This is a genomic window from Trinickia sp., assembly GCF_051953405.1.
Classification (GTDB): domain Bacteria; phylum Pseudomonadota; class Gammaproteobacteria; order Burkholderiales; family Burkholderiaceae; genus Trinickia.
Genome location: NZ_JBQCIV010000101.1, coordinates 1 through 12,739, shown reverse-complemented (window position 1 = coordinate 12,739; position 12,739 = coordinate 1). Strand labels below are relative to the sequence as shown.

At 64.4% G+C, this 12,739-nt stretch carries 11 protein-coding genes and 2 pseudogenes; 5 read left to right on the top strand and 8 right to left on the bottom strand.

The window, feature by feature from the left end; all coding sequences use genetic code 11:
- From ACTHN9_RS17280 to ACTHN9_RS17250, 7 genes and pseudogenes are all read right to left on the bottom strand, one after another.
- A pseudogene (locus ACTHN9_RS17280) lies at nt 1–195 on the bottom strand (sulfate adenylyltransferase subunit CysD); the annotation flags it as partial.
- Nucleotides 196–281: 86 nt separating this feature from the next.
- Nucleotides 282–1,070 (bottom strand): sulfite exporter TauE/SafE family protein, encoded by a 789-nt coding sequence (locus tag ACTHN9_RS17275; RefSeq protein WP_440537998.1) that lies wholly within the window; start codon nt 1,068–1,070, stop codon nt 282–284.
- A 144-nt stretch (nt 1,071–1,214) separates the two neighbouring features.
- The gene (locus tag ACTHN9_RS17270; RefSeq protein ID WP_440537997.1) at nt 1,215–2,345 is read right to left on the bottom strand and encodes a sulfotransferase family protein; all 1,131 of its coding nucleotides are present in this window, start codon (nt 2,343–2,345) and stop codon (nt 1,215–1,217) included.
- 87 nt (nt 2,346–2,432) lie between these two features.
- A complete protein-coding gene (locus ACTHN9_RS17265; RefSeq protein WP_440537996.1) occupies nt 2,433–3,416 on the bottom strand; it encodes a DHH family phosphoesterase in 984 nt (327 codons plus the stop codon).
- On the bottom strand, nt 3,406–4,110 hold the full coding sequence (gene cysC / locus ACTHN9_RS17260; protein WP_440537995.1) for an adenylyl-sulfate kinase: 705 nt from the start codon (nt 4,108–4,110) through the stop codon (nt 3,406–3,408). Before cysC ends, ACTHN9_RS17265 begins: the two co-directional genes overlap by 11 nt.
- A gap of 189 nt (nt 4,111–4,299) precedes the next feature.
- Nucleotides 4,300–5,970 (bottom strand): methyl-accepting chemotaxis protein, encoded by a 1,671-nt coding sequence (locus tag ACTHN9_RS17255; RefSeq protein WP_440537994.1) that lies wholly within the window; start codon nt 5,968–5,970, stop codon nt 4,300–4,302.
- 527 nt (nt 5,971–6,497) lie between these two features.
- On the bottom strand, nt 6,498–6,716 hold the full coding sequence (locus ACTHN9_RS17250; RefSeq protein WP_440537999.1) for a hypothetical protein: 219 nt from the start codon (nt 6,714–6,716) through the stop codon (nt 6,498–6,500).
- A gap of 573 nt (nt 6,717–7,289) precedes the next feature.
- On the opposite strand from ACTHN9_RS17250, the gene sap1 reads away from it, so the two are divergent.
- Nucleotides 7,290–7,634 (top strand): surface attachment protein Sap1, encoded by a 345-nt coding sequence (sap1, locus tag ACTHN9_RS17245; RefSeq protein WP_440537993.1) that lies wholly within the window; start codon nt 7,290–7,292, stop codon nt 7,632–7,634.
- A gap of 301 nt (nt 7,635–7,935) precedes the next feature.
- A complete protein-coding gene (locus tag ACTHN9_RS17240; protein WP_440537992.1) occupies nt 7,936–8,487 on the top strand; it encodes a YaeQ family protein in 552 nt (183 codons plus the stop codon).
- A gap of 49 nt (nt 8,488–8,536) precedes the next feature.
- On the opposite strand, the gene ACTHN9_RS17235 is transcribed toward ACTHN9_RS17240, so the two are convergent.
- Complete coding sequence (locus tag ACTHN9_RS17235) at nt 8,537–8,962, bottom strand: VOC family protein (RefSeq protein ID WP_440537991.1); 426 nt, start codon at nt 8,960–8,962, stop codon at nt 8,537–8,539.
- A gap of 465 nt (nt 8,963–9,427) precedes the next feature.
- Here ACTHN9_RS17235 and ada point away from each other — a divergent pair, with 465 nt between their 5' ends.
- The 3 genes and pseudogenes from ada to gshA form a co-directional block, all read left to right on the top strand.
- A complete protein-coding gene (ada, locus tag ACTHN9_RS17230; protein WP_440537990.1) occupies nt 9,428–10,573 on the top strand; it encodes a bifunctional DNA-binding transcriptional regulator/O6-methylguanine-DNA methyltransferase Ada in 1,146 nt (381 codons plus the stop codon).
- Entirely contained in the window at nt 10,570–11,502 is a 933-nt protein-coding gene (locus ACTHN9_RS17225) for a DNA-3-methyladenine glycosylase family protein (protein ID WP_440537989.1), read from the top strand. The genes ada and ACTHN9_RS17225 overlap by 4 nt, the downstream gene beginning before the upstream one ends.
- A 132-nt stretch (nt 11,503–11,634) precedes the next feature.
- A pseudogene (gene gshA / locus ACTHN9_RS17220) lies at nt 11,635–12,609 on the top strand (glutamate--cysteine ligase); the annotation flags it as partial.
- Nucleotides 12,610–12,739: the final 130 nt, after the last annotated feature.

Sequence of the window (12,739 nt, the reverse complement as noted above, 5' to 3'; positions counted from 1 at the left end):
GAACGCCTTCAGCGCCAGGTGCAGCACCACGACCGAATCCTTGCCGCCCGAGAACAGCAGTGCCGGCTTGGCGCACTCGGCCACGAGTTCGCGCAGGATGTGGATCGACTCGGCTTCTAGCCAGTCGAGGTGGTCCATGCGAGGCAGCGCCTCGAAGAGCGTGTCCGCGCCGGCGGACTCAACAAGGGATGACATGATCGTTCGGTTCTCTTTGAAATTCGATACGGGACGTAAAACAAGCGCGAATGAGACGTGGATGAGTCGAGCGGCAGCAAGCCCGTCTAGCCGATACTTCGATAGGCGATATAGGCCGCGATCACAAGGAGTAAGGTCGCGAAGATTCGCCGCAAGGCGCCCCCCTTCAATGCAATCGCTTTCGCCGCGCGCATACCGGCATGGCCGCCCAGCACGCCGCCGGCCACCAAAGCCAGCGCCAGCCGCAAGTCGACCTTGCCCGCCGCGGCGTAGTTGATCGCTGTCGTCGTGCCGAACACGACCACCGACAGCAGCGACGACGCCACGGCTTCGAGCATCGGTACCCGGGCGATGAAATGCAGCGCGGGCACGGACAGGAAACCGCCGCTAATACCGAAGAAGCCCGCCACGCCGCCCACGGCAACCCCGGCGCCGGCCGTTGCGAAGCTGCGCCCCGTCGCGCCTTGCGCCGACACCGCAACGTGCTGCGTTTGCCGTCCCGTCAGCATCCATGCGCCGACGATCGCGACGATCGCCGCGAGCACCAGCATCACGGCGCCGCCGTCCACGTGCAGCGACCAACGCGAGCCGGCGAACGCGCCGCCTATGCCGGCCGCCGCGAAAACGACGCTCGTGCGCCACCGCACGAGGCCCGCCCGCGCATAGGAAACGAGGTTGATCGAGGCGGTGGCGGCGATCGCGGCCGCGGTCGTGCCGATGGCGACGTGCGGATCGTCGACTTTCACGACATACAGCAATAGCGGCACCGACAGCATGCCGGCGCCGCCGCCGACGAGCCCGAGCGCGAAGCCGATCGATAAGCCCGATAACGAGGCGAGCGCGATTTGCGTCTGCAATATCAATGCGATCGACATGGAAGGTGATCTCTCAGGTTGCACGGCCGTCCGTCATCGGCCGGACGCGCCATGGCGGGCAGCGGCCGATGCGGCGGGTCTCGTTGTTCATTGCATCGGCTAAGCGGCTTGCCGCCGGTCAATGTGGAACAAGGCTTAGGGTGGTCAGTCCGTCACTTCGAAGGCCTCGGTCAGCTCATCGAGCTGCGCGGGCGCCTCATCGCCCCGAGCGGCGCGTGCGTTCGCGCATTGCTCCATGCGAGCGCGGACCGCGGCCAAGTACTCGGCGCGCTGGCGCCGGAGCGCGTAGTCGCGGAAATTCGTTCGTTCGAGCGTTTGCCAGGCCAACGCGCGTCGGTGCTCGGACGCAAGACGCGCCGCATCGAATGCACCCGTCGCGATCGACGCGCTCGCGTCGGTCAAGCGTTCGTAGCCGTATCGCTGCATATAATCGTGCGTCAGGGTTTCGATCAGCGCGATGTCGTCTATCGACAGCACTTTCTTGTACTTGTCGGCATGAGCGGCGATCGGGGCGAAACAATTCGACGACCACAGTGCCGACAGCCGCGAGAATTGCCGCACCTCCTCGGAGCGCGACACGTCCAGCATGTCGGGCAGGAATTCGATGTCGAGGAACGCACAAATCTGTCGGAGCGAGGCCTCTTCGTCGGCCAGAAAATCCTCGTAGCGAACGGTGAGCGTGCGCTCGGGATAGTCGGCGAGGACCGCATCGGCCGCGCGATGCGCTTCGAGCCACGTGTGCGTGTTCAGTAACGTATCGAAGTCGTGAATGATCGCCTTGTTCATCGAGGCGACCTGCGCGCGCGGATCGCGCACGACGTTCAAGAACAGCATGTCCGGAAAGAGCCGCATCAATTCGTCGGCATAGTGAACGCTGTCGAGCGACTTATCCATCACCACGCGCGCACCGCGCTGCTCGGCTGCGCGCAGCAGCAATTCCCCGCCGACGCGATGCACGCTGCGCGGTGCGTGGCGAATCGCTTCGAATATCTCCACAGGGTCGTAGACGATCCCCGGCCACTTCACCATGCTGGCCGCTTGCAATCCAATGACATCGCCAACCAATCTGAAATAGGCGCGGTCGTCCTGGAGGTTGCCGTAGAGCGGCACGATCGGCATGAAATCGACGATATGCAGCGGATAGGGCGAATAGAAATCGGCACTGAAATTCAGCCGCAGCCGCAATGCGTGACTGCCGCATCGGCGCAGCGGGATCATTAAAACGGGACGCGGCCGCTTGCCTGCCTGCGCGGGATCTTGATGTTGGGTGTTCATCTATCGGACTCTCGCTTCAAACTTCGTGTTGTTCGTTGTCGAACGAACGACGCAGCCGCTGCCGGCGCGTGATCGTGGATCGGCCCTTTAAGGCCTCAAATAAGTGAAGAACGCGTCGACGAATGCGTCGACGTGCGCGGCCGGCAACGCGTTGACCCCGGCCGCGGCGCGTCGCCCGCCGCCTTCGAAGCGCTCGCACAGCACGTCGGCAGGACGATCCTCGGGCCTCGCCGAGCGCACGCTGACGCAATACGCGCCATCCGTTCGTTCGCTTAGGACTGCGAACGATATGTCGCGCCGTTGTGCGCTCAACCGGTTCGCAAACGTGCCCGACATGCGCCTCGCCCAGGGTGCGTCAGGCAGCAGGTAGACGGCGCCTTCGTCCCGTTGGCGATACGGTTGAAACGCATCGGCGTACGCCACGTCTTCGCGGTATCCCTGATCGAGCTGCGCGTAGCAGGGCGACGCCGCGACGAATTCGAGCGGATCGACGAACGCGGCCAGTGCGCGATACAGCGCATCGGGCGGGATGCGCAGGTCGTCGATGGTCTCGCCGTACGCGTTGTAGTTCAGCAGGCATCCGAGCGTGCGCAATGCCGTCGTCTCGCGTTCGGACAAGGCCTGCCGATCGGCAAGCCTGTGCGCGCTCGCATCGAGGTTATCGCCGAATGCACCGACGATCGCCCACCGGCGATAGCGTCCGCCGAGCGTCCGATCGACGAGCATGCTCGTGCAAACGTGGGGCGAATCGTCCCATTCGAGATGCAGGCGCGGATGCAGGAACGCGCGGCGCGCGCTGTGGTGGTCGTAGTAGTCGACGCGAGCGCCCGCATCGAGCACAGGCATGAGCGCTTCGACATTGGCGTCGAGCGACACGTCGAGCACCGTGACGTCGATATCGGCCTCGCAGGGCACGCGCCGCAACAACGCAACGTCTCGTTTGACGCCGGTGATCAGTTGCGCATCGCGCGGGCGCGCAAGCCGCAGTTGGTGCAGCGCGCACAGTCCGTCGGCGTCGCCGTTGAACACGTCGTAGGCGGCGCTTGCGCGTGGCGAAGCGTCAGACAGCACGGTTTGCCCCTTGCTCGGAATCGTGGCGCGCCAAATAGGCAACGAGCAGCGCGCAAGCGCCATCCTTTTGCACGGCCGACGTATCGATCGTCAAGGCCGGGGCGAGCGGGGCCTCGTAGGGTGCGCCCACGCCCGTGAAGTTCGGCAGCTCGCCGCGCCGGGCCTTCCGATAAAGTCCTTTCGGATCGCGCGATTCGCACACGTGCAGCGACGTGCTGACATGCACTTCCACGAATCGTGCCTCGCCGACGATCGCACGGGCCGCCGCTCGGTCCTCGCGCAACGGCGAGACGAGCGAGGTAATCACCACGAGGCCGACTTCGTTCATCATGCGCGCGACTTCGGCGGTGCGGCGGATGTTTTCCCGGCGGTCGCGCTCCGAGAAGCCGAGATCGCGGCTCAACCCGCAACGCAGGTTGTCGCCATCGAGCACGACGCAGGGACGCATTTCGCGCCTGAGCCAGTGCTCGAGTTCGAACGCGATCGTCGATTTGCCGGCGCCGCTCAGCCCCGTCAGCCAAAACGTCGCCGGCGGGTGTCCGAATTGCCGCGCTCGCGCATCGTCGGACAGGACGCCGCTGTGCCGGAAGATATTCGCGGGCACAGTCAGCTCCTGCAAATATCTCGGTTCCTCTCGCGCGTCGCGCCCGCACGCTTGCCGCCGCGTGTCGCACACGGGTCCTTTATCGTTCATCGGAACGACCTCCAACGAGATGTGCCCATTACTCTAGATGCCGCCCGCCGCCGACCGCAGCCGTATTCCCATTCAAGCGCGGGGAATTCCCACCAGTTGGGAGCGGCGCTGCCGATCGCTGCCAATCGCTGCAATTGCGACGCTCGCGAATGAAACGTTTGCGTCGTAAGCTGCACGAATCGGCTCGTATCACGCCGGCTCATAGGCGAGCGCCGCAGCATGGGTCCGCCTGGCGAGCCGCGGCGACGACGGCGCCGTCCGCATACGCACCGCACCGTCCGATGCCCCCTTGCCCAGCTTGAACACGCTGACCGCTTGGACGAGCGCGCTGGCCTGCTCGCGCATCGATTCGGCGGCTGCGGCCGCTTCTTCGACGAGCGCGGCGTTTTGCTGCGTCACCTGGTCCATCTGCGTGAGCGCCAGGTTGATCTGCTCGATCCCGGTCGCCTGCTCTTCGCTCGCGTTCATGATCTCGCCCATGATCGAGGTCACGCATCTCACGCTATCCACCACTTCCTTCATCGTCGTCCCGGCTTCGTCGACCAGGCGGTTGCCCACTTCGACTTGTTCGACCGAGCCGCCGATCAACGCCTTGATTTCCTTGGCGGCCGTAGCGGAACGCTGAGCGAGAGACCGCACCTCGGAGGCCACCACGGCGAATCCGCGCCCTTGTTCGCCGGCGCGCGCCGCTTCCACGGCCGCGTTCAAGGCCAGGATGTTCGTCTGAAAGGCGATGCCGTCGATGACGCCGATGATCTCGACGATCTTCTGCGACGCTTGATTGATCGCCCCCATCGTCTGCACGACCTCGGAGACGACGTTGCCGGCGCGCAGCGAAACGTGCGAGGCCGATGCGGCGAGTTCGTTCGCTTGACGCGCATGTTCGGAGTTGCGCTTGACGGTCGCGGTGAGTTCCTCCATCGATGCCGCCGTCTGCTCGAGGGACGCCGCCTGCTCTTCGGTGCGCGAGGACAAATCGAGATTGCCGCTCGCGATTTGGCCCGCGGCCGAAGCGATCGATCCCGTGCTGACGTGAACCTGGCTCACGATGCCGATGAGGCTTTCGCGCATGGTCTTCATCGCGCACATGAGACTCGCGCTGTCGCCGCGCTTGACCAAGACTTCGGTCGTCAGATCTCCCGCGGCGACGCGGTCGGCGGCATCGGCCGCTTCGGCGGGCTCGCCGCCGAGCTGGTTGATGATGCCGCGCGTAATCAGCCACGACGCGACGACGCTGACGAGCAAGGCCGCCAAGGCCAACGCGACAATACCGATTCGGCTCGTGGCATACGACGCCTTCGCTTCGGAAGTCAATGCGTCGTTCTGGTCGTGCTCGAGCGTGCGCAGCTTGCGCACGTAGCCCCACCACTTAGCCTGGATCGGACGCAACTCGAAACGCAGCAGGTGGTACGCCTCGTCGCGTTGTCCCGACAACGCAAGCGTCTTCGCCTTGAGCATGAGCGGCACCGCCAAATCGCCTTGCTGGCCGATTTGTTGCAGCAACTGCACTTCTTCCGCACTCGTGCCGGGCAGCGCGAACATCTTGACGAGCTTTTCGCGGCTTTCGTCGTACGCGGCCGATTCGGCGTCGAATCGCTGCGTTTCGATTTGTACTTGGCCCTGTTGATCCGCTTGCAGCAGAATCAGATTGCGCAGGGCCAGGGCGCGATTGGAAATCGACTCGTCGAGCCGATTGGCCAGGCTCGCTTCGACGGCGTTCACGTCGGTGATATCGACCATCGACGATTCGAGTTCGGATAGGCGCACAAGTGCGAATGCCGTCACGAGGACAAGCAAAATAGACACTAGCGCAAAGCCGATTCCGAGCCGGCTCGCCACCTTCATGTGGGTAAAGTTCATCTCTTGGACCTCAGATAAAAGGACGTCTTTCTTCGTCCGCCGGCGCTTGCGGAAGGCGCGTCGGATACAAGGCCCGTGAACGGCACATCAGTAGAAGGCCTTAAGTGTTTTATCGGATGAAAACGTTTTTAATGACGAGATAGTTGGAAACGGATCGAGACCGAATTCTTTTAAGTATGACGAATATTCGGGCCGAACCCGGCACGTTAAATCGGGCGCGTCCCCATCAATTTGATCGAGATCAATGCGCGGATAGGAGGGCAAAAATAGGGGCGGTTTTGCAGGCGCGCGCTCGTCGCTTTGACGCTTCGGGATGTCGGCTGACGCGATGCGTCGTGAACAGTGGGACACGGCCGAGGTCAAGCGATGGCCAATAGGGACGATCGAGAGGCGAAAAGCGCGCGAACCGAACGGCACCGGAGGACGCGACAACGCTGCCGCAAAACGGTGCCAAATGACGCGCGGATGCTACCCAGACGCGTCTATCGTCTGCTTCCCGCTAAAGCGGACCTAAGGCGGGTTGGCGCTTATTGACGATGCAGCAGGCTGCGCAACGGATGCCGCCAGTCTAGGCGGCGCGTGCCCGGAGCATGGGTCCGCCGCACGTGCTCCTGCCATAGTTCGTCGGAGAATAGAAACGCCACGATCAACAGCGGCAGCACGAGAAACGCACCCAGAATCACTCGTTCGATCACGATGAGGCTCCCGCGCCAATGCAAGGCGTCAGCTCGAAACGTGAGATTCATTCTAAGCGCATGCCGCGGCGCCCGTACGATCGAGCGGGAAACTTTCGTGGGGCCGCGCGCATTCGTCGGCGTAATGCGCGAGCGCTTCCCTGGCGCCAAGAAAATCACCGCGTCGGCCCACGCGTGTTCGACAGCGCCGGTTCGTGCCCATCGCCGGCACCGGCGACGCACCGATCGACGGCAGGCATTGTTTTTGTCCTGTAGCTAAACCGTTATTTCCCGTTTTCGAGCGGTGCTTCAAAACCTCTTTATGTGCAGCGCGGCAAATTCCTTTCCGGTTTTATTAATCAGCTTAATTCGTTCGCGACTCGGCCGAGGTTCTCCTCGCGGCGCCTTACGCGAAGCGGCACCGATCCCTTACGGGGTGCCTGCGCGCCCGACGCCCAAGGCTCCCGCGCCAGCCAAGACGCATCGTTGGAAGGCCCCGAATGCGGTGCGACAATCCGTCGCTTTTGCAAACGCACACAAGTTGTGCTTGAGCTTTTTCATGCATGTTCTAGGCTAAACCCTGCGGGTTTTGAATTGCCTTTAAATACATAGCTAACCTACGTAAAAACCCGCATGGAGACGTCTATGAAAAAGCAAGCCGCCATGCTTTTGGTATTCGCGGGGTTGACCGCCGCGGCCACGCTCGCACAAGCGCAGGACGACGTCCTGAAGCCTCAACAAACGTTCCAATTCAAGGCTAATGCCTACGGCTGCTTATCGAAGGATAAGCTCGACTCGGCTTATCAGCATGCGCAAGCGGGCGAGCAGCAGAAGATGCAGGAATTCTTCTCGGGATTCCAATGCCTTTCGGCGCCCGAGCATGCCGATTTTCGCGTCGTGCGGGTGGTGGGCCGAGACGTGGAATTTGTGAACGCGGCCAACGAAGACACGCAAGGACTTTGGACTCACGCCGAATTCATCAAGCAATAACGCACGCATAGCCGACAGCGCGCGAGCGGCTGCGCGCCGCGCGTCTTTGCAGGGGCGACCGGGCCGCTAGCCGGTCTCGACCCGACGCATTGGATGGCGTGCTACGCGCGTTTGCCTTCGCGTTCGTTCGTCGATTCATCCCGACGGCGGCCCGGTCTATTCCGGGCCGTTTGTCGTTGGTCCGTTCGTTTTTCGCTATCATCACGCGCCGACGGCGGCCGCTTGCGCGGCGTATTCGCCGTCCCGACCCGATACCGATACGCGACCGATTCGCGCAAACGACGAGCGTTCCTCAAGCCGCATGGCCCTCAAATCGACGATCTATAAAGCCGAACTCCAAATCGCAGACATGGATCGGCACTACTACGGCGATCATTCGCTGACCGTTGCACGGCATCCGTCCGAAACCGACGAGCGGATGATGGTGCGTCTTGCCGCCTTCGCATTTTTTGCCAGCGAACGGCTGGAACTGGCCAAGGGCCTCTCCGATACCGACGAACCCGATCTGTGGCAAAAGGACCTGACCGGCGCCATTCAAACGTGGATCGAAGTTGGGCAGCCCGACGAGCGCCGGCTGGCGAAGGCGAGCGGGCGCGCCGAGAATGTGATCGTCATCGCGTACGGCGGGCGCACCTCGCAGATCTGGTGGGACGGCCTGCGCGGGAAGGTGGAACGGTTGCGCAATCTGGAAGTGTGGTCGCTCGCCGAGGGCGCCGGCGAAGCGCTCGCGCGCCTGGCCGAGCGCACGATGCGCCTGCAATTCACCGTGCAAGACGGCTCGGCATGGCTAAGCAGCGAGCGGGCGGACCCGGTCGAATTGCAGTGGGCGGTGCTCAAGGCGCGCGCCGCGTAGTGAGCCGTCGACGCGCCGTCGGGCACCACCAACGCACATCAGCGCGGCATCAGAGCGCCGTCGCGCGTGCCGATTCGGGTGGGCCTTTCAGTTCGACCATATTGCCCTCGGGGTCGAATACGTAGAGCGACTGGCCGTAACCGTCGGCCCCGTACCGTCTTCCCTCGGCGCCGAGCCGTGCGCCATGCGCGGTCAAATGGGCGATCAGTTGCTTCGAGTCGTAGTGCTCGACGCGCAGACACAGGTGATCCATGTTGCGGCCGATACCCGGCGTGCCGCTGTCCGCGCGGTCGATCGACGACCCCACGGCCAGCAGATCGATCATCGAGCGCCCGGCGCGCAGTTGGATAAGCCCGATGTCGGGCTGTTCCTTCTCGACCGTGCAGCCGAGCGCTTCGCAGTAAAAGCGCGTCAAGGCTGAAGGATCGGCCGCGCGGATGACGACGTGATCGATTTCGCGAATCGTCGGCTTCATCGTGGATGCCTCCTTGTCGAACGGCTCGGCCCGAGCGGGCGCGGGCTTGAGCGGTGCGTGGATGAGGATGAGGATGAGGGCAGTGTAGGGCAGCGAGCGCCGCAAGCGGAACGGCTGACGTACCGGCCGGCGCCGGAGCAAAAAAAAAGCCCGCCTATGAGGCGGGCTGAATCCATATCAGGAGGAGACATGGAGGAGACAGTTCCCACTATACACACGTCGATGGTGCAATGCAATATCTTTTTGATGACAGAAAATGACGACTCGTCCCACTCTTTGACGAAACCGGTCCCATCCAGGCGGGACACGGCAAAGGTCGATTAGAGAAAAGGCTCTAAATCGTCGATAGGGACAGACCGGAATCTTGATCGGACGGGCCAAGGAATGAGACCGCAACATTTCGCGCGCGCGAGTGGGCGCGGACGCATACAGTGGGCATCATGAAAGCCTACTGCGAGGAACATCATGACCGCCTACCGAACAGATAGCGATCGCTGGGACGCCGTGACCCGACGCGATGCGCAGGCGGACGGCGCCTTCTTTTACGCCGTCGCGACGACGGGCGTGTTTTGCCGCCCCTCGTGCGCCTCGCGTCTGCCGCGTCGCGAAAACGTCGCGTTCTACGACACGGTCGAGGCGGCCTGCGCGGCCGGCTTTCGTCCCTGCAAGCGCTGCCGCCCGGACGGCTTGCCGCGCGACATGGCGATTGTCGAACGCGCGTGTGCCGCGCTGGACGCCGACCCGCAAGCGCGCCTCACGCTGGCGCAGTTGAGCGAGGCGGTGCACGTCAGTCCCTTTCATCTGCAGCGGCTGTTCAAGCGGATCGTCGGCGTATCGCCGCGCGAGTATCAGGCGGCGCGTCGCGGGGCCCGGCTACGCGACGCGCTGCAGCGGGGCGAAGCGGTGACGCGCGCCGCGCTCGATGCGGGGTTCAACTCGCCGTCGCGGCTCTACGACAGCGTGGCCGGCGAACTCGGCATGGCTCCATCCGCCTACCGCAAGCAAGGCGAAGGGCTACGCGTACATTTCGCCTGCGCACCCACGGCGCTCGGCCCGGTGCTCGTCGCGGCCACCGATCGGGGCATCTGCCGCATCGCATTCGGCGACGAGCGCGCCGAACTCGTTCAGGGGCTGCACCAAGCGTTCGTCAAAGCCGATCTCGTCGAAGACGCGGCTCGCCTGGCGCCGTTCGTCGAGCAGATCGACGCCTACCTGCGCGGCCGGCGCGAAACGTTCGACCTGCCGCTCGACGTGAGCACCACAGCATTCCGGCAACGCGTGTGGGACGCCTTGCGGCGGATACCCTATGGCGAGACCCGCAGCTACACGCAGATCGCCGAATCGCTCGGGTCGCCGCGGGCGGTGCGTGCCGTCGCGAGCGCCTGCGCCTCGAACCCCGTCGCCTTGGCCATTCCCTGCCACCGCGTCGTACAAAAAGGCGGGGCCCTGGCCGGTTATCGGTGGGGCCTCGCGCGCAAAGCCGCGCTGCTCGACGCGGAGTCGCGGCACGAGGGCGTCGCGCCGCATTCGCACCCGCGCAACGAGCCGCGCGAGCAAGGGGTGCACGGCGCGCATTCGGACACCCACCACGACTTGGACGACGCCGCTTGAGTACCGGAAAGGCCACGAGCTTCGAGCTGCCATTCAAGGCACCCTACGACTGGGGCCGCATCCTGCGGTTCTTTGCCGGCCGCGCGACGCCCGGCGTCGAAGCCGTGGACGACGGCTGCTACCGGCGCGCGATCGAGTGGGATGGCGCGAGCGGGACGCTCAGCGTCGCGCGCCACCCGCGCAAGCACCGCCTCGTCGCGACGATCGAAGGCGATGCGCTCCGTCACGCCGAAGCGCTCGCGGCGCACGTCGCAACGATGTTCGACGTCGATGCGAACCCCGCCGCGATCGGCGCGCACCTGGCGCTCGATCCGTGGCTCGCCCCGCTCGTGAAAGCCGCACCGGGCCTGCGCTTGCCGGGCGCGTGGTCGGCCTTCGAACTCGTGGTGCGCGCCATCGTCGGCCAGCAGGTGAGCGTCAAAGCCGCCACGACGCTGATCGGCCGGCTCGTCGTCCGGGCGGGCGCGCGCATCGACGATCATCCCCATCCGGACACCGCCTGGCGCTTCCCGACCCCGGCGGCCCTCGCCGACGCCGATCTCGCGCAGATCGGCATGCCGGGCAAACGCGTCGCCGCGCTTCAAGGTCTCGCCCGCGCCGTCGCCTCGGGCGCCGTGCCGATCGACAACTTCCACGCGGCCCGCATGCCGGCGACAGCATTGGCCGACGCGCGTGCAGCGCTGCTCGCGCTGCCGGGCATCGGCCCTTGGACGGTCGAATACATTGCGATGCGCGCGTGGCGCGACGTCGATGCCTTTCCCGCCACCGACCTCGTCCTCATGCAAGCGATCGCCGAACGCGATCCGTCGCTGACGCGCGCACCCGCCCAGCGTTCGCGTATTGCGCAGTGGCGTCCGTACCGCGCCTACGCGGCCATGCATCTTTGGAACGACGTGGCCGACCGCGCGTTCGGCCAGCGCGGCGGCTAGCCAGACACGCGCTTTCCCAAGCCCACATTGGGTTCAAGCGAGGTTCGCGGCGCGGTGTTAAAGTGCCCGCTACTCAAAAATCATTGGATCGATATGCCCGCGCACAAGCGCTGTGGCGCTCGATCGGCATCGATGTCAGATATCCAAACACCATCCAAGTCGGAAGCGTTCGCGCAGCGTTTGTCGGTGTTGACGGCACCTAGCGCGCAGGGCGTGCTCGCCCAGAGCTTGCGCGGCATCGAAAAGGAGAGCCTGCGCATCGTCCCCGACGGCACGCTGGCGATGACCCCGCATCCACGCGCGCTGGGCTCGGCGCTGACGCATCCGTCGCTGACGACCGATTATTCCGAAGCCTTGCTCGAGCTGATCACCCCGGCGGTGGCGACGCCCGAGCAGGTCATCGCGCGCCTCGACGAATTGCATCGCCTCGTCTATTCGCAACTGGGCGACGAATTGCTCTGGACCGAGTCGATGCCGGGCCGGCTACCGGCCGACGAGGACATCCCCCTCGCCGAATACGGCACCTCGAACATCGGCCGGCTCAAGCACGTCTACCGGCATGGCCTCGCGCTGCGCTACGGGCGCACGATGCAATGCATCGCCGGCATCCACTACAACTTTTCGCTGAGCGAAGAGGCGTGGCGCATGCTGCACGCGCAGCGTCCAACCAACGCGAGCGCCGTCGATTTCCAATCGGCTTGCTACCTGGCGTTGATCCGCCATTTCCGCCGCACGAGCTGGCTGCTGATGTATCTGTTCGGCGCATCGCCCGCGCTCGACGAGGCGTTCTTGCGCGGCCGCCCGCATGGGCTCGAAAGATTCGACGAAAGCACGCTCTATCGCCCCTACGCGACGAGCTTGCGCATGAGCGATCTCGGCTATTCGAACACCACGGCGCAGGCAGCGTTGCAGCCCAACTACGACACGCTCGCAGGCTATCTGGATGCGCTTGCGCGTGCCGTGAGCGAGCCGTACCCGCCGTACCAGGCGATCGGCACGCATCGCGACGGCGATTGGGTGCAAATCAACACGAACGTGCTGCAGATCGAGAACGAGTTCTACTCGACGATCCGGCCGAAGCGTGTCACGTATTCGGGCGAGCGGCCGCCTCGATATGCGCCATGAGTTCGTCGGCCCACTCGCGCATCGGCACGGCACGGCCTTCGCGCGTGAGCGTCAAGCCGGGCCTGCGCCCTTCGAGCGTGACGCGGCCGAAATTGGCATTGGCCTCTGCGTA

What these genes read in the sequence shown, in the direction of transcription:
- ACTHN9_RS17275 (WP_440537998.1), bottom strand. Translation starts at nt 1,070, where the DNA reads ATGTCGATCGCATTGATATTGCAGACGCAAATCGCGCTCGCCTCGTTA.
- ACTHN9_RS17270 (WP_440537997.1), bottom strand. Translation starts at nt 2,345, where the DNA reads ATGAACACCCAACATCAAGATCCCGCGCAGGCAGGCAAGCGGCCGCGT.
- cysC (WP_440537995.1), bottom strand. Translation starts at nt 4,110, where the DNA reads ATGAACGATAAAGGACCCGTGTGCGACACGCGGCGGCAAGCGTGCGGG.
- ACTHN9_RS17255 (WP_440537994.1), bottom strand. Translation starts at nt 5,970, where the DNA reads ATGAACTTTACCCACATGAAGGTGGCGAGCCGGCTCGGAATCGGCTTT.
- ACTHN9_RS17250 (WP_440537999.1), bottom strand. Translation starts at nt 6,716, where the DNA reads ATGAATCTCACGTTTCGAGCTGACGCCTTGCATTGGCGCGGGAGCCTC.
- sap1 (WP_440537993.1), top strand. Translation starts at nt 7,290, where the DNA reads ATGAAAAAGCAAGCCGCCATGCTTTTGGTATTCGCGGGGTTGACCGCC.
- ACTHN9_RS17240 (WP_440537992.1), top strand. Translation starts at nt 7,936, where the DNA reads ATGGCCCTCAAATCGACGATCTATAAAGCCGAACTCCAAATCGCAGAC.
- ACTHN9_RS17235 (WP_440537991.1), bottom strand. Translation starts at nt 8,962, where the DNA reads ATGAAGCCGACGATTCGCGAAATCGATCACGTCGTCATCCGCGCGGCC.
- ada (WP_440537990.1), top strand. Translation starts at nt 9,428, where the DNA reads ATGACCGCCTACCGAACAGATAGCGATCGCTGGGACGCCGTGACCCGA.